Here is a 19,494-nt window from a genome sequence, read left to right on the forward strand (position 1 = left end):
CGAGGTGCTAGCATGGCGCAGCGTCAGCTCAACATCCAAAGCGACGAGGCCTTCTCCCGGGCGTCTTCCCTGGCCGAGCGATTGGGGCGGACGACGACCGACGTCGTCGTCGAGGCCTTGCGGCGCTTCGAGGACGACATGGCGCCGCGCAATGAGCAGGGCCGGACGCCGGAACAGCAGCGGAGGTTCGACCGCATCAAGGCGCTTGCCAGAGAAACCGCGCGTCACAAGCTGCCGGGCGCGACCTCCAATCACGACGATCTCTACGACGAGAACGGCCTGCCGAAATAGCGCTCGCCATGATCGTGGTCGATACATCGGCTCTCGTGGCCATCGCGTTCGAGGAGCCTGATGGCGATCGATTTTCCGACGCGATCATCGAGAATGGGGCCTTCGTTGGCACGCCGGTTCTCGTGGAAACGAGCCTGGTTCTCCGATCGAGGATGGCGGAGGAAGGCGATCTCTTTCTCGACGGCATGCTGGCGATGGGGGAACTCGTCGTCGAGCCCTTCACCGCCAGCATGTATCTCGCCGCCCGCGAGGCCTTCGCGCGATATGGCAGGGGCTCGGGCCATCCGGCGCGGTTGAATTTCGGCGACTGCCTGTCCTATGCGGTGGCGAAGGTTCTTTCCCGGCCGCTTCTGTTCAAGGGCGAGGACTTCCCTCACACGGACATCGTCCCGGCCCTCTCCCGATGACCCCCTCTCTCGCCGGTTTTCGCCGCATCGTGATCAAGGTCGGCTCGGCGCTCCTCGTCGACCGCGCCAAGGGGCGGCTGAACCATGCCTGGCTCGCCGCGCTCGCCGAGGATATCGGCGAGCTCCATGGACGCGGCGCCGACGTGCTCGTCGTCTCCTCCGGCGCCATCGCGCTCGGACGCACCGTTCTCGGCTTCGGCCTCGCGCCGCTGAAGCTCGAGGAGAGCCAGGCGGCGGCGGCCGTCGGCCAGATCGCGCTCGCGCGGATCTGGTCGGAGGTGCTCGCCCATCACGACATCGCGGCGGGGCAGGTGCTGCTGACGCTCGGTGACACCGAATCGCGCCGCCGCTACCTCAATGCGCGCGCGACTCTCTCGAAGCTGCTCGAGATGCGCGCCATTCCGGTCGTCAACGAGAACGATACGGTCGCGACGAGCGAGATCCGCTACGGCGACAACGACCGGCTCGCGGCGCGCGTCGCCACCATGGTCGGTGCCGATCTCCTGATCCTCTTCTCCGACATCGACGGGCTCTACACGGCCCCGCCGGCGAGCGACCCCGAGGCCCGGCACATTCCCGTCGTCGAGCGCATCACGCCCGCCATCGAGGCGATGGCCGGGGGGGCGGCGTCGGCCCTGTCGCGCGGCGGCATGCGGACCAAGATCGAGGCCGGCCAGATCGCGGCGGCCGGCGGTACGCACATGCTCATCGCGGACGGGCGGCCGAAGAACCCGCTCCGGCGCGTTCAGGACGGCGGGCGCTGCACCTGGTTCCTGACCCCCTCGACGCCCGCGACGGCGCGCAAGACCTGGATCGCCGGCTCGCTGGAGGCGCGCGGCGCGGTCCATGTCGACGAGGGTGCGGCGCGGGCCCTGCGCTCGGGCGCGAGCCTGCTGCCGATCGGCGTGACGGCGGTCGTCGGCGATTTCGCCCGCGGGGATGCGATCGCGGTGAGGGGGCCGGACGGCGCTCTGCTCGCGCGCGGCCTCGTCGCCTACGATGCCGGTGAGGCGGCCCGCCTCCTGCGTCGGTCGAGCCGGGAGATCGAGGCGATCCTGGGCTATCCCGGCCGGGCCGAGATGATCCATCGCGACGATCTCGTCCTTCTCGGGGGCGGGGACATCGGGGAATAGGGGCCGTAGGCTTCGGCCTCGGGGACCCGGCGGGCCATCGGCGGAAGGGGAGGCGAGATGGCGCTGATCGGCGGATACGACCTCCCGGAAGACCGGCTCTACGACGTGCAGAACCAGGTCTGGTACGTCCCGCTGCCGGACGGGACCGTCCGGGCCGGCTTCACGCCGTTGTCGATGACGCTCGCTGGCGATGCCCTCGTCTTCACGCCGAAACCGGCGGGCAAGCCGTTCTGGCAGGGCAAATGGTTCGCGATGGTCGAATGCGGCAAGTGGATCGGGGCGGCGCGCGCCGGCTTCGACGGCGTCATGGCCGACCATAACGAGGCGCTGGTGCGCCGCCCGGCTCTCCTCAATCGCGATGCGCTCGGAGAGGGCTGGATGGCCGCGCTTCGGCCCGACCGGGCCGATTGGCCGGAAGGGCTCGTGACGGGCGCGGAGGTCGCACCGCGCTTCGCGCGCTGGCTCGCCGAGGAGAGCTTCCGCGACCGGGCGGACTGATCAGGCCGCGTCCGCGGACCCGCTCGGCGGAAGGATATCCACCTCTTCGAGCTTCCCGCGCAGAATATCCGTCGTGAAGGGCTTCGTGAGATAGGCGTCGCCGCCGACGTGGAAGACGCGGGCGACCGTCGCGACGTCGTTCTCGATGATGGAGACGACGATCTTCGGCCGGCCCCCGTCGGGCATGCCGCGCAGATCGCGGACGAGGTCGAATCCGTCCCCGTTCGGCATCACCGCATCGACGATGACAAGGTCGGGCAGCCGCTCGCGGTAGGCGGCGAGCGCCTGCTCGGCATCCTCGACATCCGTCACCGCGAGGTCGAATCCCTCGAGGATGCGCCGAGCCACCTTTCGGATGACGGCGGAATCGTCGACGATCAGGCAATGCTTCACGGACGGCTCCCGGGCGACGACGCAGGCGCGCGTTCTAGCCGCTCAGGCGTTACCGGCCGGTTGCGGCCGTCCCGCGCAATCGGTCGATCGCGCGGGAGGCTTCGCGTCAGGCGTTCTCGCCGCGGATCGTCACGGTGTCCTCCTCGAGGGACATCGTCACCTTCATGCCCGCGCTCCGCGCCACCTCGCCGGTGTAATACGGCTGGATGCCGTGCGCGGTGACGATGCCGTCCTCCGGCTCGCCCGCGAGCAACTGCTCGGCATGGTTGGGGATGCGGGCATGGGGCCCCTTCGAGGTCAGGACGAAGACGGATTGATCGTCCTCGCCGCTCACCTCCACATGGACGTTGCCGCCCCGCGGCACGGCGGCCGCGGCCAGCACCACGAGGTTGAGAAGCAGCTTGACCCGGTTCTTCGGCAGCAGCGCGCGCGGCGCCGACCAGGTCACGCTCACCTTCTCGTCGAGGAAGAGGCCCTGGGCCACCGCCTCCGCGTCGGCGAGGTCGATGGCGGCTCCGGCAGATCCCGCCGCACCGAAGGCGAGCCGCGCGAATTGCAGCCGGGCCGAGGCCTGCCGGGCGCTCTTGCGGATCAGATCCAGCGCGAATTCCTGCATCGCGCCATCCTTGTCCTCCTCCAGGACCTCAAGCCCGTTGACCATCGCGCCAACCGGGCCGATGACGTCGTGGCAGACGCGCGAGGTGACAAGCGCGGCGAAATCGAGAGGATCGAGCGTGACGGCGGCCATGGATGGGCTCCGGAGACAAGGGACCGCATCCGCGATTCGGCGCGGCGACCCGTCTCCGATAGCGGCAGGCGTCCGGCTTGGAAAGAACCGGGCCGTTTTCGGGCGCAGCGGAACGGCGGCGGGGCCAGGCCGATGATCGCAGATCCCGATGCCGCCGCGCGCCGGCTCGGCTCCATCGTGCTCGAGGCGGGACGGTTCCTGGCGCAGGTGCGGGACCGCGGAGCCGGCCGGGTGGTCAAGCCCGACGGCAGCCCCTCGACGGCGGCGGATCTCGAAGCCGAGCGGATGATCCTCGGACGGCTCGCGGCCGATTTTCCGGATATTCCCGTCGTCGCCGAGGAATCGGCGGAGGCCGCCTCCGCGCCGAGCGGGTTGTATTTCCTCGTCGACCCCCTGGACGGGACGCGCGACTACCTGACCGGGGCCGGCGAGTACTCGGTCAACGCGGCGCTGATCGCCGGGGATCGTCCGATCGCCGCAGCGCTGGCCGTTCCGGTGCTGGGGCGGGTATGGGCCGCGGGGACGACCTGCCTCGTCGCCCCGATCCCGCCATCCGGCGATTGCACGGATTGGCAGCCGACCGCCGTGCGCCCGTCGCCCGCCGAAGGCCCCGTCGCGGTCGTCTCCCGCCGGCACGGCGACGACGCCACCGATATCTGTCTCGACCGGATGGGGATCGGCGGCCGGCGCATCGCGTCGTCGGCGGCGAAGTTCGGCCTCATCGCGTCGGGAGAGGCCGACGTCTATGTCCGTTGCGGGGCGACGATGGAATGGGACACGGCCGCCGGAGACCATGTCGTGACGGTCGCGGGAGGCCTCGTGCTGGGCGCGGATGGCAAGCCCCTGACCTACGGCCACGCGGAGCGCGGTTTCCTCAACGGCGCCTTCGCCGCCTTCGGAGATCGGCGCCTCGCCGGGTTGTGTACGCTGCCGGCCGGTTGAGGCCGGGCGTGGCCGCGGGGCGACAATCGCTCGAAAGCGAAGGATATCGTTAAGGAAGCACTCATACCCTCCGCATGAGAGCGCCTGCCCCATCCCGTTGGGTGAGGCGCGCCGCTCGGAGCGTCGACGGCCAGCGCCATCCGCGGCCGGCGCGCCCGCGGCATCAGGAGAGGAGGCGCGCATGATCACGCGTCGCAACGTCTCGGCCATGCTCCTCGGCGGTCTCGTCGCCGGCAAGACGGGCTCGGCATTGGCCCGAACGCCGAATCCGGCCGGCCCGCCGCCGTTCTCGCCGCGGGAGATCGTCGATTCCGGTCACCAGTTCTTCGGCGGTATCTCGCGCGGCCTCGGCAAGCTCGTGGAGGAGGCGACCCGGCGCTGGGGACAGCCGAACGGCTACATCCTCGGCCAGGAGGCATCCGGCGCCTTCTTCGGCGGCCTTCGCTACGGCGAGGGCACCGTGTTCACCCGCCGCGGCGATCCGGGCTCGCGCATCTACTGGCAGGGGCCTTCGATCGGCTTCGATGTCGGCGGCGAGGGCGCCCGGCAGATGATGCTGATCTACAATCTCGCGAGCGTGCCGGACATGTACCGGCGCTTCGTCGAGCTGGAAGGCTCGGCCTATTTCGTCGCGGGCCTCGGCATGAGCGCGGCCACGGCGGACCGCATGGTCGTCGTGCCGATCCGGTCCGGCGTCGGCGTGCGGCTCGGCGTGGCCCTGGGCTATCTGAAGTTCACGCCCACTCCGACCTGGAACCCGTTCTGAGCGTGGAGCCTCCCCCAACCGGGCGCGAGGCCGAACTCGCCGAGGCTGTCGAGGCCTTGCGGCGGCGGCTGGCCAGCGGCCCGCCCATGGCTCCGGCCGAGCTGCGCCGCGAGGTCGACGCGATCGCAGACCTCGCGCTCGCGCTCCAGGGCGGGGCCGATCCGGCCGTATCTCCTCCGAAGTCGTCCGAGACGTGATTGCCGCCTGGACGGGGCCGCGCTAAGCGAAGGCTACATCCGGAGGAAACACGCATGGATCTCGGCCTCACCGGCAAGCGCGCTCTCGTCCTGTCATCGAGCCGCGGGCTCGGCCGCGGCATCGCGGAATCGCTCGCGGCCGAAGGCGCGAACGTCGTGCTGACCGCGCGGAGCGAAGACAAGCTGAAGGCGGCGGCAGACGCCATCAACGCGCGCGGCAAGGGCCGGGCCTCCTATATCGCGGCGGATCTCGCGGCCGACGTCCCCGGCGTGCATGCGAAGGCCGTCGAGGCCCTCGGCGGCCCGATCGACATTCTGATCTCGAATACCGGCGGCCCCCCGGCGGGCACCGCGCTCTCCGTCAAGCCCGAGGCCTGGACGCCGCAATTCCAGGCGATGGTCCTGCCCGTCTTCACGCTCGCGGGCCTCGTCCTGCCCGACATGCAGAAGAACGGCTTCGGCCGCATCGTGATCGTCGCGTCGTCCGGCGTGATCCAGCCGATCCCGAACCTCGTGATGTCGAACGCGCTCCGCTCCTCGATCCTCGGCTGGGCCAAGACGCTGTCGGCGGAGGTCGCGAAGGACGGGATCACCGTGAACATGATCCTGCCCGGCCGCATCGAGACCGACCGCACGGGCGAGCTCGACGAGGCCAATGCGAAGCGGCTCGGCAAGACGAAGGACGAGGTCGCGGCAGCCTCGGTGGCGCAGATCCCCGCGGGTCGCTACGGCGAGGTCCGGGAATTCGGCGACGTCGCCTGCTTCCTCGCGTCGGAGCGGGCGGGCTACGTCACGGGCTCGATGATCCGCGTCGACGGCGGCGCGACGCGCTCGGTCTGATTTCGGCAGCCCTTGATTTCGGCAGGACGGAGAGACGGCAGATGAAGGATGTCCAGATCCTGATGCTTTCGCAGATGGCGCCCGTCGTCGTCGACGGCATCGCGAAGCACTTCACGCTGCACAAGGCCTGGGAGCATCCCGACCGGGATGCCTTCATCAGCTCGGTCGCCTCCGACATCCGCGGCCTCGCGCCGGGCACGCATTACCGCGTGAACGGTGCGATCTTCGACATGCTGCCCAATCTCGAGATCGTCTCGAACATGGGCGTCGGCTACGACACGATCGACGCCAAGGAAGCCGGCCGGCGCGGTCTCATCGTGACGAACACGCCCGACGTCCTCACGGACGAGGTGGCGGATCTCACAGTCGGCCTGCTCCTCGCGACCGTGCGGCAATTGCCGCAGGTGGACCGCTATCTGCGGGCCGGCGAGTGGCTGAAGAAGCCCTATCCGCTCACCGCGACGCTCCGGGGCCGCAAGGTCGGCATCCTCGGGCTCGGCCGCATCGGCAAGGCGGTGGCGAAGCGCCTCGAAGCCTTCGGGCTCGAGATCGGCTATCACGGCCGCTCCAAGCAGGACGTTCCCTACCGCTACGAGGCGAGCCTCGTCGGTCTCGCCGGCTGGTGCGACGTCCTCGTCAGCGTCGCGCCGGGCGGCGCCTCGACCGACGGCATCGTCAATGCCGAGGTGTTCAAGGCGCTCGGACCGGACGGGATCTTCGTCAATGTCGGACGCGGTTCGGTGGTCGACGAGCCGGCCCTGATCGAGGCGCTGAAGACGAAGACCATCCTGTCGGCCGGCCTCGACGTGTTCGTCGACGAGCCGCGCGTTCCGGCCGAGCTGATCGCGATGGATCACGTCGTCCTCCTGCCGCATGTCGGTTCGGCCTCGGTCGAGACGCGCCGCGCCATGGGGCAGCTCGTCGTCGACAACCTCGTCTCGTGGTTCTCCGGCAAGGGGCCGATCACGCCCGTGTCAGAGACGCCGTATACGGGATCGGCCTTCGCCTGAGGCCTCGCCTCAGGCGGCAAGGGTGCCCGCGACCTCGCGGATCACGTCCCAGGCCGCCCTCACGTCGTCCCGCGTCGTCGTCGTCGCGCCGACCTGGAAGCGGATGACGAAGCGGCCCTCATGCGTCGTCTGCGTGAGGTAGATGCGGCCATCGTCGTTCAGGGCCTCGACGAGCGCCGCATTCAGACTGTCGCGCTGCTCCTCGCCCGTCCCGGCGGGGGCGTAGCGGAAGGTGAAGAGCGACAGGACGGGATCGGTGACGAGCTCGAAATCGGGCGCCGCCGCGATCATGCCGGCGAGATCGTGCGCCCAGGCGATATGGTCCCGCACCATGCCGCGCAAAGCCTCCGCTCCATAGGCGCGCAGCACGAACCACAGCTTCAGCGCCCGGAAGCGCCGGCCGAGCGGGACCGACCATTCGTTGTAATCGACGACGCCCTCATGCGCGGCCGTCCGGAGGTAATGCGGACGGATGCCGAGCGTATCCGTGAGAGCCTTCGGATCCTTCACGAAATGGGCCGAGCAGTCGAAATTCGTAAACAGCCATTTGTGCGGGTTGAAGACGAAGCTGTCGGCCCGCTCCGCTCCCCGCATCAGGTGGCGGTGCTCGGGGCAGATCATGGCCGAGCCGGCCCAGGCCGCATCGATATGGAGGAACAGCCCATGGCGCTCGGCGATGTCGGCGACCGCCGCGATGTCGTCGCAGGCGCCGACCGAGGTGCCGCCGAGCGCGGCCACCACGGCGCAAGGTGTCCTGCCGGCGGCGCGGTCGGCTTCGATCGCCGCCTCGAGCGCGGCGACGCTCATGCCGTGGCGCGGCCCGTCGACCGGGATGCGCACGAGGTTCGCATCCCCGATCCCCGCGATCCGCACGGCCTTGTCGACCGAGGAATGGACCTGCGCGGAGCTGTAGACCCGCAGCGGCGGCCCGCCGAACAGCCCGTCCGCGTTGCCGCGCCATCCAAGCGTTCGCTCGCGTGCGGTCAGGAGCGCGGCGAGGGTCGCGCCTGAGGCCGAATCCTGGATGACGCCGGAGAAGCCCTCGGGGAGGCCGATCAGCTGGCGCAGCCAGTCGATCATCCGCGTCTCGAGCTCCGTCGCGGCCGGCGAGGTCTGCCAGAGCATGCATTGCGCCCCGATCGCGGCCGTCAGCTGCTCGGCGATGATCGAGGGCGGGCTCGCATTGGCGGGGAAATAGGCGAAGAAGCGCGGATGCTGCCAATGGGTCATGCCCGGCATGACGATCCCGTCGAGATCGGCGAAGATCGCCTCCATCGGCTCCGGCGCCTCGGGCGGAGCCTCGGCGATGCGCCGGAAGACCTCTCCCGGCCCCGTCTGCGCGCGAACGGGCCGGGCGCCGATCCCGGCGCGGTAATCGGCCGACCAATCGGCCGCGCGGTGGGACCAGCGGCGGAAGCTGTCGTTGTCCATGGGCAGATGCGTTCCTCGCTATTCCAGCCGCGCGCCGGACACCTTGATCATCTCCTGCCACATGGGGCGCTCTGCGACGCCTTTCTTGGTCACTTCGTCCGGAGTCGAGCCGAGCGGGCGGGCTCCGACCTTGTCGAAGCGATCCTTGACGCTCGGCTCCTGGCTGATCTCGCGGAGCGCGACGGAAAGCTTGTCGATGATCGCCTGCGGCGTCTTCCTCGGCACGACGAAGGCAGCCCAGGAGGTGACGACGAAATCCGGCGTGCCGGCCTCGGCCATGGTCGGGATCGCCGGCAGGCTCGGCCAGCGGGAGGCGGCGGTGATGGCGAGGGCCCGCATCTGGCCGGATTCGATGATGCTCATGTAGGAGGTGAGGTTGTCGATGGCGAAATGGACGTCCCCCTTCAGCATGGCCGGAATCGTCGCCGAGGCCCCGCGGAACGGGACGTGCGTCGCCTTGATGCCGTGCCGGGTGGTGAACATGGCGCCCGACAGGTGCGGGCTCGTCCCGACGCCGGGGCTGCCGTAGAAGATCCCGCCGTCCTTCTTCTTCGCCCAGTCGATGAATTCTGCGAGCGTCTTCACCGGGACGTGGTCGCTCGGCACGACGGCGACGTTCGGCAGGTCCCAGGTCATCGAGACGGGCGCGAAATCCTTGTCGGGGTCCCAGGACATCCGCGCGTAGAGATACTGGTTGATGGCGAAATGCCCGACCGTCGCCGACCCGATCGTGTGGCCGTCCGGATCGCTCCGCACCACGCCCTCGATGCCGATATTGCCGCCGGCGCCGGGCCGGTTCTCGATCACCCAGGTGCCGCCGAGCCGGTCCTTGAGCCGCTCGGCGAGGATCCGGGTCAGGACGTCGGTCGACCCGCCAGGCGGATACGGAACGATGATGCGGACGGTCTGGCTCGGCCAGGCCGCCTGGGCATTGGCAGAGCCTCGAAAGACCGGGATCGCTGCTCCTGCGACAAGCCCGCCGGCCAAAACGCGCCGCGTCACGCCCTTACGATCGTCCATGCGCCTGCTCCCGTGTGTTCCGCCCACCATGTTTTGAGGGAAGCGTAGCCGTTGAGGTCGCGGACGCAAGCCCGCTCGGGACGTTTCCGCGAAGTCTGATTTCGCGCACGGCTTGCAGACCGATTGTAAGTTTTGAACGTGTCGAAACGGCAACGCATGCCAAGGAATGCTGCATCGGTGGCGGTATCCGGGGCGAGAAACTCCGAAAATGGTCGTCTTGTGCTCAAAATGCGATTGTGACCGCTTTCGGGCAGTGAGAACCTTGGTTGATTCGGCGATCGCCGTGCGTGGGGGAAACGATGGCCAAACAACGGCTGCTCAAAGAGCTGACTCGGATCGCAATCTCATCCGTCGCGCTGCTGGGCGCTGTGGGCGCCGCTCATGCCGGCGCATTCGGGCTTCGGACGCAGAGCACGACGGCGCTGGGCGGTGCCTTCGCCGGCAATGCCTCGGGCATGCCGGGCATCTCGTCGATGTTCTGGAACCCGGCCACGGTCACGATGAACCCGGGCTATACCAGCGAGTACAACTTCACCTACGTCGTCCCGGACGTGTCGGTCACGCCGGTCTCGCCGACGCCGGGCGCCGCGCTCCAGTTCGGCGGCTCGGGCAATATCGGGCAGGAAGCCTTCATCCCGGCTAGCTACAACGCCTATCAGGTCAACGACATGGTCTGGGTCGGCCTGTCGACGGGCTCGGCTTTCGGTAGCATCACCAAGCCCGAACCGGTCTGGGCCGGCCAGGTCTATGGCCGCTCCTCGCGCGTGATCTCGCTCGGCGCGACGCCGATCCTGGGCCTCAAGCTGAACGACTATGTGTCGGTCGGCTTCGGCCCGACCATTCAATATCTCAAGGTACGGCTGAATTCGGCCATCGGGCTGGGGCCGTCCGCCCCGACGGCGATCCTCGAGGGCGACGCCTGGGGCGTCGGTTTCACGGCCGGCGTGACGGTCACGCCGTTCGCCGGGACGACGCTCGGCCTCGGCTTCCGCTCCTCGACACAGCATGATCTCGAGGGCACCTTCCGGACCGGGCCGCTCGTCCGCGCCGCGAAGGTGACGCTGAACACGCCCGAACAGCTCACCTTCGGCATCACCCAGCAGATCACGCAGGATTTCAAGCTCAGCGCCGGCGTCGAATGGATGAACTGGAGCCGGCTGAACATCCCGGGCGTGACCAATGCCGCGACCGGCATCCCCATGGTCGGCGTGCCCCTCCGCTACAAGGACGGCTGGATCTACTCGATCGGCGGCGAGTACCAGGTGACGAGCCAATGGGCGGTCAGGGCCGGCGTGGCCTATGAGCAGTCACCGATCGACAACTCGAACCGCAGCGTCCGCCTGCCGGACACCGACCGCATCTATGCCTCGATCGGCGCGAGCTACGACTGGAACGAGCGGATCCGCATCAGCGCGACCTATTCCCACGTCTTCGGAATCGGCGACAACGCGATCCGGATCGCGCCGGGCAACCCGCAATACCAGGGGCTGCCGTTCTACGCCGATACCAAGGCGTCGGTGGACATCGTCTCCGCCTCGGTGCGCATCAAGTGGGACGACCCGAAGGTCGCCCAGGCCGCGCCGATCGTCGCGCGCTACTGAGACGATCGGGGAGGCGGTCTCGTCTCCCCGTCGTCTTGACGAAGAGCGGAGCGGCGGAGCGCCGCCGGAATGCCCCCCGCGCCTCGTCCTGAGGTGCCTCGCAAAGCGAGGCCTCGAAGGACGCACAACCGTCTCGCGTGCTTCGAGGCCGGCTTTCAGCCGGCAATTCGGCATGAGGGGTCGGGTCCCCGATTTGCCGGGCTCACAGGAGCCTCTCCGGCCGCCGGCCGGCCTTGCTTCGCGGAGCCTGTCGTCAGGTCGGCCCGAGGCCAGACCCGCTGCTCGCCGTGACGAGGCGGGCCTCGCCTCTCAGGCGGCCTCGCGCATGCCGAGTTCCGACCACACCGTCGCAAGCGATGCGACGAGGTGGTCGATGTCGTCGTCCGTATGCATCGGGGTCGGCGTGAAGCGCAGGCGCTCGGTGCCCCTCGGGACGGTCGGATAGTTGATCGGCTGCACGTAGATGCCGAAGCGCTCCATGAGCGTGTCCGAGATCGTCTTGCAGAGCGCGGCATCGCCGACCATCACCGGGACGATGTGGCTCTCGTTGGCGAGATGCGCGATGCCGGCCCGGTCGAGGCGGGCGCGGAGCGTCGCGACCCTCTCCTGGTGCCGCTCCCGTTCGACGCCGCTCGCCTTCAGGTGACGGATCGAGGCGAGCGCGCCGGCCGCGATGGCGGGCGGGACGGAGGTCGTGAAGATGAAGCCGGACGCACAGCTCCGCACGAAATCGCAGAGCGCTTCGGAGCCGGCGATGTAGCCGCCGACGACGCCGAAGCCCTTCGCGAGGGTGCCCTCGATCACGGTCAGCCGGTGCGACAGGCCGCGGGCCTCGGCGATACCGCCGCCTCGGGGACCGTAGAGGCCGACGGCGTGGACCTCGTCGAGATAGGTCATCGCGCCATGTTCGTCGGCGAGATCGCAGAACGTCTCGATCGGCGCGATGTCGCCGTCCATCGAGTAGACCGATTCGAAGGCGACGATCTTCGGCCGGTGCGGATCGAGCGCGGCGAGACGGCGGGCGAGATCGTCGGGATCGTTATGGGCGAAGACCTGCGTCTCGGCGCGGCTGTGGCGGATGCCTTCGATCATCGAGGCATGGTTGCTCGCATCCGACAGGACGACGCAGCCCGGCATCCGCGAGGCGAGCGTCGAGAGCGTCGCCCAGTTCGACATGTAGCCCGAATTGAACAGCAGCGCCGCCGGCTTGCCGTGGAGATCGGCGATCTCCCGCTCCAGCAGCACGTGGGTATGGTTCGTGCCGGAGATGTTGCGCGTGCCGCCGGCTCCTGCCCCGCAGCGGTTCAGCGCCTCGTGCATGGCCTCGATCACGAGGGGATGCTGGCCCATGCCGAGATAATCGTTGGAGCACCACACCGTGACGGGACGGGCCTGCGCGCCGTGCCGGTGGAGCGCCTGGGGAAACGCGCCCGCCTTCCGTTCGAGATCGGCGAAAACGCGGTATCGTCCCTCCTGGCGAAGGCTCTCGATATGCCTCTCGAAGAAGGCCTCGTACTTCATGACCGGTCCTCGTGCCTCGCCGCCGGGGCGAGGTTTCGAGGCCTCATGAGCTTCGCGAGCACGTCTGTCCATGTGCCCCGAGGTCGCTTTCGGGCTCGCTCCCGCCATCAGCCGAGCGCCCCGACCGCTTCCTCGAGGAGGCCCCAGGGCTTTTCCCCCAGCTTCTTCTTCCAGTCCGCGTAGAAGCCGGCCTTTCCGAGCGCGGCGCGGAAGGAGGCGGAATCAGCCTCGTTGAACGCCATGCCGGCACGCGTCAGCGTCTCGCGGAGCGGCGCGTTGCCGGCTTCGACATCGGCCCGCTCGGCGACGGCGGCGGCATTGAGGTGCTTGGCGACGATGTCCCGCATCTCGGCCGGCAGCCTCTCCCATGCTCTGCGGTTGGCGAGCATCCAGAAGCCGCTCCACATGTGGTTCGTGATGGAGCAGTATTTCTGGACCTCGTTCAGCTTGTTCGCCTCGACGATCACGAGCGCGTTCATCTGGGCGTCGACCACGCCGGTCTGCAGCGCCGTGTAGAGCTCGCTGAAGTTGAGGCTCGTCGGGCTCGCGCCGAGCGCCTGGCACATCGAGACCTGAAGCGGGCTCGGGCCGGTGCGGACTTTGAGGCCCTTCATGTCGTCCGCGACCTTCAGCGGCTTCACGTTGGAGGTCATCTGCATGAAGCCGTTGTCCCACACCTTGTCGAGCGCGAGGACGTTGATCTTGGCGATCTCGTCGCGGACATGCCGCCCGAGCGCGCCGTCCATGGCCTTCCAAACCGTCGGGTAGTCCGGGAAGGCGAAGGGGATGTTCTCGATCGTCGCGACGGGAACGAGGGTCGCGAGAATCGCGCCCGCGAGCGTGAAGAACTCGACGCCGCCCGACCGGATCTGGCCGAGGAGGGCGGTATCGGAGCCGAGGCTCGAACTCGGGAAGATCTCCAGCACGAAGCGGCCGTCGGTCTCCGCCTTGATCCGCTCCGCCGCCTCCTTGGCGCGCACGTTGATCGGGTGGTGGAGCGGCTGGTTGTTGGCGAACTTGTAGGTGAAGTCGGCCGCTCGCGCGCCGCGCGGTGCGAGGATCGCGGGCGCGGCGATCAGGCCTCCGAGCAAAGCTGCGGTGCTGCGGCGGGTCAAGGTCATGGAGGATCGCTTCTCAGGTGGGATTGGCGGTTGCCATCGCGATGGCACGGAAGGTGGAGGTGAGCGCGAACCGATCGCCGCTGACCGCGACGAGGCGGGAGCCGAGGCGGTTCAACTCGGCGACGCGGCCGGAGAGGATGGCGGGGTCGCTGTCGAAGGCGGCGGTGAGGGCCTCGCGACCGGCTTCGCGGGCGAGCGCGATCAACTCCGCCTGTTTCGCCTGCACGGCGGGATGGCGCCAGTCGCCCGCGTAGCCCATGGCCTGGCTGAGATCGAATGGCCCGATCCCGATCGCGTCGAGCCCGGGCACGGTGACGATCTCCGCAGCGCGGCTCACGCCCTCCGGCGTCTCGATCAGGGCGATCACCAGGATCTCGTCGTTGCTCGCGGCGACGAAGCCGCTCCATTCGGCGAGACCGTGGCCGGTGGCGCGCGTCGCGGGGCAGGCGCCGCGCGTCCCGAGGGGGGCGAACCGGCTTGCCGAGACGACGGCCTCAGCCTCCGCGCGCGACGACACGTTCGGCACGATGATGCCGCGCGCGCCCGCATCGAGCACCTTCAGGATGGTCGTCCGGCCCGCATCCGGGACGCGCAGGATCGGCGTCGCATGGGGCTCGACCGCGCGGATCATGTTCACCGCGACGTCGAGGCCGAACGAGCCGTGTTCCATGTCGATGATCACGAAGTCGAAGCCGCAGCGGGCCACGATCTCGCAGATCTCGGGCGATCCGATCTGGACCCAGCTTCCGGTCGCGCTGGCGCCCGAGCGGAGGGCGTTCCGCAGCCGGTTCGCGGATGTCATGAGCAGGCTCCTGGAGAACGCATTCGCGGAGCGTGTGAGCTTCGCCCCTTGCCCTCCCCCGAAGGGGAGGGGCGGACCGAAGGTCCGGGGTGGGTGACACCGGTCTCCGCTTCGATGAGGCGGGGCGAGGTGGGTTCACCCCACCCCGCCGGCTTTGCCGGCGACGACCGCTCAGGTGAGCTGGCCGACCTGCTTCTCCAGCACGGCCCAGGCATCGGCGCCGTACTTGCCCTTCCACTCGGCATAGAACCCGTTCTTGCGCAGCACCTCGCGGAAGGGGGCGGGCTCGGTCCGGTTGAAGATCATGCCCTTCTTCTTGAGTTCGATCTCGAGCGTCTGGTCGAGCTTCATCGTGTCCTCGCGCATGGCGAGCGCGGCCTTGTCGAGATTCTCGGCGACGAGCTCCTGCAGCTTCGGCGGCAGGGCCCGCCAGGCGCGTCCGTTGGAGAGCATGAAGAACGCGTCCCAGCCGTGATTGGTCAGGGAGACGTATTTCTGGACCTCGAAGAACTTCGCGCTGTCGATCAGGACGAGCGCGTTCTCCTGGCCTTCGACGACCTTGGTCTGGAGGGCGGTATAGACTTCGGCGAAGTTGATCGCGGTCGGCGCCGCCTCCAGCGCCTTGAAGAGCGAGATGAAGAGCGGCGAGACGGCGACCCGGATCTTGAAGCCCTTGATGTCCTGGGGGGTCGCGATGGGCCGGGTGCTGGAGGTGATCTGCCGGAAGCCGTTGTTCCACAGCTTGCTCATCGGATGGATGCCGGTCTTCTCGATCAGGCCGCGCAGGTAGCCGCCGAGCGGACCGTCCATCGCCGGCCAGACCTCGCTGTAATCCTTGAAGATGAAGGCGGTGTTGTAGATCGACACGGCCGGGATCAGCGTCGACAGGATGCCGCCGGACAGGGTGAAGAATTCGAGCGCCCCGGAGCGGAGCTGCGACAGCATGTCGGTATCGGCGCCGAGCTGGTTGTTCGGGAAAGCCTTGAATTCGAGCTGGCCGCCGCTTTGCTCGTTGATGATCTTGATCGCCTCGGCGAGGCGCACGTTCATCGGGTGGCTCTGCGGGAGGTTGTTGGCGACCTTGTAGCTGAACTGGGCGGCGCTGGCCGGCCAGGTCAGGATCGCGGGTGCGGCCACGGCGGTTCCCGCGAGCGCGCCGAACTTGAGCATGCGGCGCCGATCGAATGTGGTGCTCATCTCGTTCCTCCCTTGCGACCGGCTTTGCGGTCCGTTCTTGAGCTGTGGCCCGGCAAGGCCCGCCATTCGTGCGGGACGAACGGCAACGCCGTGCCGGATGACCTTAGCGCGTTCCCGTCATCGCGCGTGACAGAAGGCGGGCCTCGGCCAGAAGGAGGTCCACGACCTCGAGCCGCCGCGGCGCCTGCATCCGGGTCGAGATCGCGGCGACGCTGAGCGCGGCCATCGGCAGGCCGTCATCGCCGAGCACGGGGACGCCGACCGCGCTCATGCCCTCGATCACGCCTTCGTCGTTGAAGGAATAGCCGAGATGCCGGGTTCGCTCGGCGAGCGCGACGAGGCTCTCTCGCGATAGCGCCGGATAGGCGCCGAGCCGCGGCTCGACCGCGTCGAGCGCTTCCGCCCGCTCGGCCGCCGGGAGGAAGGCGAACAGCGCCATGCTGCCGGAGCCCACGCCGAGCGGCCGGCGGCTGCCGATGTCGAGCGTCAGCGTCTTGATTGGAAAGGCCCCGACCTCGCGCGCGATGCAGATCGCCTCCAGCCCCGAGCGGATCGAGAGAAAGACCGTGTCCCCCGTCTGGACCGACAGGCGCACCATTCCGGCCCTCGCCAGGGCCGGGATGTCCTGGCGCGCCCGCGCCGCCCAGCCGATGGCCAGCGCCTCCTGGCCGAGGATATAGCCGCCCCCGTCCTCGCTCGGCTGGAGGAAGTCCTCCTCGACGAGGGCGGCGAGGATGCGATGGCAGGTCGCCTTGTTGAGACCGCAGTCGCGCGAGACGTCGCGGAGACGCGCGCCATCCGGATGCGAGGCGACGTAGCGCAGCACGGCCATCGCGCGCTTGATGCTCTGCGCGCCGCCCACTTCGCCGGGCCTGACTGCGGCCGGGGGATCCGGAGCAAGCGATGCGGCGTTCATCAGCGGATGGTCGTCGTGATGCCGCCGTCCACGACCAGCTCGACCGCGTTGACATAGGCGGAGTCGTCGGAGGCGAGATAGAGCGCCGCGTGGGCGACGTCCCAGGCCGTGCCCATCTTGCCGGTCGGAGAGCGGGCATGGCGATCGGCGAGCATCCGGTCGAGGTCGCCGCCATACGAGGCCTGCATCGGGCCGCGGATATGCGGCGTATCCATCAGGCCGGGCAGGATCACGTTGCAGCGGATTCCCTTCGCCGCATATTGCATGGCGACGCTCTTGGTCGTGCCGATCACCGCCGCCTTCGAGGCGGCATAGGCGACGTAGGCGACGCCGATCTCGCGGATCGCGCCGATCGAGGCGACGTTGATGATCGAGCCCTTGCCTTGCCGCTCCATGTGGGGAAGCACGTGCTTGCAGGCGAGGAACACGCTTTTCACGTTGATCGCGAAGATGCGGTCCCAATCGGCCTCCTCGACCTCGACCGGGCCGCCCAGCACCGCCGCGCCGACATTGTTGTGGAGGATGTCGATCCGTCCGAAGCGCTCCATGGCCGTCTCGACGGCGGCACGGACGTCGCCGTCGCGCGTGACGTCGCCCGCGAGCGCGATGCATTCGCCGCCCTCGCCTTCGATGACGGCCCGCGTTTCCTCGGCAGCCTCGCGCTTCAGGTCCAGAGCCACCACCCGCGCGCCCTCGCGGGCGAACAGAGCGGCCGTGGCCTTGCCGTTGCCCCAGCCCGGGCCGACCGACCCGGCACCCGTGACGAGTGCGACCCTTCCGTCCAGCCGACGCGATCCGGCCGGTGCCGCGACATCTCCCATCCGCTTCCTCCGTCGTTCCATCATGTGGAAACGATCGATGCTTGCGAGGCAGGATGGCATGAGATAAACGTGCCGGCAATCAAGAAGTGCGACGGGAGGAAGCATCGAGATGCTTGCCGAAAGCGTTTCATATCGTGAAATGCGGTGCTGCTCATGAGCACCGCAGCGACTGATGTTCCGGACGGGATCCTTCTCGTCGACACCATCACCAAGCTTTACGAGAAGCACCGCGGCGCCGTGGTGGTCAGCGGATCGCATGGCGCAATTTATGCCGGCTATTGCGCGGCCAAGGGCCATGTCCGGGCGGTGATCCAGAACGATGCGGGGATCGGCAAGGATCGGGCGGGCATCGCCTCGCTCGCCTTCCTCGACGAGCTCCGCATCGCGGCGGCGGTGACGGATTCGGCGACGTGCCGGATCGCGCAGGCCGCCGACATGTGGGCGGGCGGCATCATCAGCCACGTGAACGAGACGGCGGCGGCGCTTGGCTGCAAGCCGGGCGACACGGTCCGTGCCTGCGCCGAAAAGATGCTGAAGGCGGCGCCTTCGGACGCTCCGGTGCCCTCGATCGGCGAGGCGCGCTTCGTCGTGAGCGACAATCCCGGCGAGCCGTCGGTGATCGGGATCGATTCCGCCTCGCTGTTCAAGCCGGAGGATGCCGGCAACATCGTCGTGACGGCCTCCCATGGCGGTCTCGTCGGCGGCCTGCCCGACAACACGACGCCCGATGTCTGGGCGGCCACCTACAACGATGCCGGCGGCGCCAAGGACGGGACGGGCCATGCCCGCCTGCCCGATTTCGACCGGCGCGGCCTTGCCGCGGCGACGGTCTCGAACATGTCGGCTCGGATCGGCGATGCCCGGTCGCATCTCGCCGACGGCATCATCTCGCACGTCAACGAGACCGCGAAGCGGCGGGGAGGGGCGCCCGGGCAGACGCTCAAGGCGTTCATCGCCGCCATGATCGCGGCGAAGACGGCAGGGAGCTGACGCAGCTTCCTTCTCCCGAGAGGGACGAGGGGAGTGCGGGCGGAAGCGGGGAGGGGACATGGCACAGGCAGCGGGTCGGGTCGCGATCGTCACCGGCGGAGGAAGCGGCATCGGCGCCGAGATCTGCCGCCGCTTCGCGCAGGACGGTCTGTCGGTCGTCGTGGCCGACCGGGATGCCGCCAATGCGGAGTCGGTCGCCGCGTCCATCGGAGCGGGCGCGCGGGCGCGCACGCTCGATGTCGTGGATGAGGCCGCGGTCGATGCGCTCGTGAAGGAGACCGCCGAGGCCTTCGGCCGCCTCGACGTGATGGTGACGAGCGCCGGGATCGGCATCCAGAAATCGATGCTGGAGACGACCGAGGCCGAGTTCCGTCGCATCCTCGACATCAACGTCACCGGCATGTTCCTGTGCGGGCGCGCCGCGGCCAGGGTGATGGTCGGCCAGGGCTCCGGGCGCATCATCAACATCGCCTCCGTCGCCGGAATGCGCGGGGTCCCCGGCCGGGTCGCCTATTCCGCCTCGAAGGGCGGCGTGATCGCGATGACGAAGGTGATGGCCGTCGAACTCGGGGAGCACGGCATCACGGTCAACGCCATCGCGCCGGGGCCGATCGAGACCGCGCTCACGGAGCGGATGCACACGGATGCGACCCGTGCAGCCTATAACGCGGCCTCGCCGCTGGGGCGCTACGGCACGCTCGCCGAACTCGCGGCGGCCGCCGCCTTCCTCGCCTCCGAGGAAGCGAGCTACGTCACCGGCCAGACCCTCGCGGTCGATGGCGGGATGGGCGTCGCGGGCCCGCTCTTCAAGGTCTGAACGTAGTGGCCGCAGCCTCCCATGCGGATGTC

Annotated in this window: 22 protein-coding genes; 12 read left to right on the forward strand and 10 right to left on the reverse strand. The window is 68.8% G+C overall.

Annotated elements, in window-relative coordinates; translation table 11 throughout:
• The first annotated feature begins 12 nt into the window (after nt 1–12).
• From EV668_RS03285 to EV668_RS03300, 4 genes are read left to right on the forward strand one after another with little or no spacing between them, the layout of a single operon-like run.
• Nucleotides 13–291 (forward strand): type II toxin-antitoxin system VapB family antitoxin, encoded by a 279-nt coding sequence (locus tag EV668_RS03285; protein WP_133768409.1) that lies wholly within the window; start codon nt 13–15, stop codon nt 289–291.
• 8 nt (nt 292–299) lie between these two features.
• Nucleotides 300–698, forward strand: coding sequence for a type II toxin-antitoxin system VapC family toxin (locus EV668_RS03290; RefSeq protein ID WP_133768410.1), 399 nt, complete (start codon nt 300–302; stop codon nt 696–698).
• Entirely contained in the window at nt 695–1,831 is a 1,137-nt protein-coding gene (gene proB / locus EV668_RS03295) for a glutamate 5-kinase (protein ID WP_133768411.1), read from the forward strand. Before EV668_RS03290 ends, proB begins: the two co-directional genes overlap by 4 nt.
• Before the next feature lie 57 nt (nt 1,832–1,888).
• Nucleotides 1,889–2,329, forward strand: a complete 441-nt coding sequence (locus EV668_RS03300; RefSeq protein ID WP_133768412.1) for a biotin/lipoyl attachment domain-containing protein — start codon at nt 1,889–1,891, stop codon at nt 2,327–2,329.
• Here EV668_RS03300 and EV668_RS03305 read toward each other — a convergent pair whose 3' ends face one another.
• The gene (locus EV668_RS03305; protein WP_133768413.1) at nt 2,330–2,722 is read right to left on the reverse strand and encodes a response regulator; all 393 of its coding nucleotides are present in this window, start codon (nt 2,720–2,722) and stop codon (nt 2,330–2,332) included.
• A 106-nt stretch (nt 2,723–2,828) separates the two neighbouring features.
• The gene (gene chpT, locus EV668_RS03310; RefSeq protein ID WP_133768414.1) at nt 2,829–3,470 is read right to left on the reverse strand and encodes a histidine phosphotransferase ChpT; all 642 of its coding nucleotides are present in this window, start codon (nt 3,468–3,470) and stop codon (nt 2,829–2,831) included.
• Between the two features lie 132 nt (nt 3,471–3,602).
• On the opposite strand from chpT, the gene EV668_RS03315 reads away from it, so the two are divergent.
• The 5 genes from EV668_RS03315 to EV668_RS03335 all read left to right on the forward strand — a co-directional run bounded on the left by EV668_RS03315 (nt 3,603) and on the right by EV668_RS03335 (nt 7,225).
• Entirely contained in the window at nt 3,603–4,412 is an 810-nt protein-coding gene (locus tag EV668_RS03315) for a 3'(2'),5'-bisphosphate nucleotidase CysQ family protein (RefSeq protein ID WP_133768415.1), read from the forward strand.
• 181 nt (nt 4,413–4,593) lie between these two features.
• The gene (locus tag EV668_RS03320) at nt 4,594–5,178 is read left to right on the forward strand and encodes a DUF1134 domain-containing protein (protein ID WP_133768416.1); all 585 of its coding nucleotides are present in this window, start codon (nt 4,594–4,596) and stop codon (nt 5,176–5,178) included.
• Nucleotides 5,179–5,180: 2 nt separating this feature from the next.
• Complete coding sequence (locus EV668_RS03325; RefSeq protein WP_133768417.1) at nt 5,181–5,375, forward strand: hypothetical protein; 195 nt, start codon at nt 5,181–5,183, stop codon at nt 5,373–5,375.
• Nucleotides 5,376–5,429: 54 nt separating this feature from the next.
• A complete protein-coding gene (locus EV668_RS03330) occupies nt 5,430–6,215 on the forward strand; it encodes an SDR family oxidoreductase (RefSeq protein ID WP_133768418.1) in 786 nt (261 codons plus the stop codon).
• A 41-nt stretch (nt 6,216–6,256) separates the two neighbouring features.
• The gene (locus EV668_RS03335) at nt 6,257–7,225 is read left to right on the forward strand and encodes a 2-hydroxyacid dehydrogenase (RefSeq protein WP_133768419.1); all 969 of its coding nucleotides are present in this window, start codon (nt 6,257–6,259) and stop codon (nt 7,223–7,225) included.
• A 9-nt stretch (nt 7,226–7,234) separates the two neighbouring features.
• On the opposite strand, the gene EV668_RS03340 is transcribed toward EV668_RS03335, so the two are convergent.
• Both EV668_RS03340 and EV668_RS03345 read right to left on the reverse strand, forming a co-directional pair.
• Nucleotides 7,235–8,656, reverse strand: a complete 1,422-nt coding sequence (locus EV668_RS03340) for a pyridoxal phosphate-dependent decarboxylase family protein (protein ID WP_133768420.1) — start codon at nt 8,654–8,656, stop codon at nt 7,235–7,237.
• An 18-nt stretch (nt 8,657–8,674) separates the two neighbouring features.
• Nucleotides 8,675–9,676 (reverse strand): Bug family tripartite tricarboxylate transporter substrate binding protein, encoded by a 1,002-nt coding sequence (locus EV668_RS03345; protein ID WP_133768421.1) that lies wholly within the window; start codon nt 9,674–9,676, stop codon nt 8,675–8,677.
• Between the two features lie 299 nt (nt 9,677–9,975).
• Here EV668_RS03345 and EV668_RS03350 point away from each other — a divergent pair, with 299 nt between their 5' ends.
• A complete protein-coding gene (locus EV668_RS03350) occupies nt 9,976–11,277 on the forward strand; it encodes an OmpP1/FadL family transporter (RefSeq protein WP_133768422.1) in 1,302 nt (433 codons plus the stop codon).
• A 309-nt stretch (nt 11,278–11,586) separates the two neighbouring features.
• Here the strand turns inward: EV668_RS03350 and hemA are convergent, their stop codons facing one another.
• From hemA to EV668_RS03380, 6 genes are all read right to left on the reverse strand, one after another.
• On the reverse strand, nt 11,587–12,798 hold the full coding sequence (gene hemA / locus EV668_RS03355) for a 5-aminolevulinate synthase (RefSeq protein WP_133768423.1): 1,212 nt from the start codon (nt 12,796–12,798) through the stop codon (nt 11,587–11,589).
• Between the two features lie 107 nt (nt 12,799–12,905).
• Nucleotides 12,906–13,919, reverse strand: coding sequence for a TRAP transporter substrate-binding protein (locus EV668_RS03360; protein WP_133768424.1), 1,014 nt, complete (start codon nt 13,917–13,919; stop codon nt 12,906–12,908).
• A gap of 13 nt (nt 13,920–13,932) precedes the next feature.
• The gene (locus tag EV668_RS03365) at nt 13,933–14,721 is read right to left on the reverse strand and encodes an HpcH/HpaI aldolase family protein (RefSeq protein WP_133768425.1); all 789 of its coding nucleotides are present in this window, start codon (nt 14,719–14,721) and stop codon (nt 13,933–13,935) included.
• Between the two features lie 171 nt (nt 14,722–14,892).
• Complete coding sequence (locus tag EV668_RS03370; RefSeq protein WP_133768426.1) at nt 14,893–15,918, reverse strand: TRAP transporter substrate-binding protein; 1,026 nt, start codon at nt 15,916–15,918, stop codon at nt 14,893–14,895.
• 103 nt (nt 15,919–16,021) lie between these two features.
• Nucleotides 16,022–16,834: an IclR family transcriptional regulator gene (locus EV668_RS03375; RefSeq protein WP_133768427.1), complete on the reverse strand. Its 813-nt coding sequence runs from the start codon at nt 16,832–16,834 to the stop codon at nt 16,022–16,024.
• On the reverse strand, nt 16,834–17,655 hold the full coding sequence (locus EV668_RS03380; protein ID WP_133768428.1) for an SDR family NAD(P)-dependent oxidoreductase: 822 nt from the start codon (nt 17,653–17,655) through the stop codon (nt 16,834–16,836). The genes EV668_RS03375 and EV668_RS03380 overlap by 1 nt, the downstream gene beginning before the upstream one ends.
• Nucleotides 17,656–17,808: 153 nt before the next feature.
• Between EV668_RS03380 and EV668_RS03385 the strand changes: the two genes are divergently transcribed.
• Nucleotides 17,809–18,645, forward strand: coding sequence for a hypothetical protein (locus EV668_RS03385; RefSeq protein ID WP_133768429.1), 837 nt, complete (start codon nt 17,809–17,811; stop codon nt 18,643–18,645).
• Nucleotides 18,646–18,703: 58 nt separating this feature from the next.
• A complete protein-coding gene (locus tag EV668_RS03390; RefSeq protein WP_133768430.1) occupies nt 18,704–19,462 on the forward strand; it encodes an SDR family NAD(P)-dependent oxidoreductase in 759 nt (252 codons plus the stop codon).
• The last annotated feature ends 32 nt before the right edge of the window (nt 19,463–19,494 follow it).

The sequence above is a fragment of the Enterovirga rhinocerotis genome, from assembly GCF_004363955.1.
GTDB lineage: Bacteria > Pseudomonadota > Alphaproteobacteria > Rhizobiales > Beijerinckiaceae > Enterovirga > Enterovirga rhinocerotis.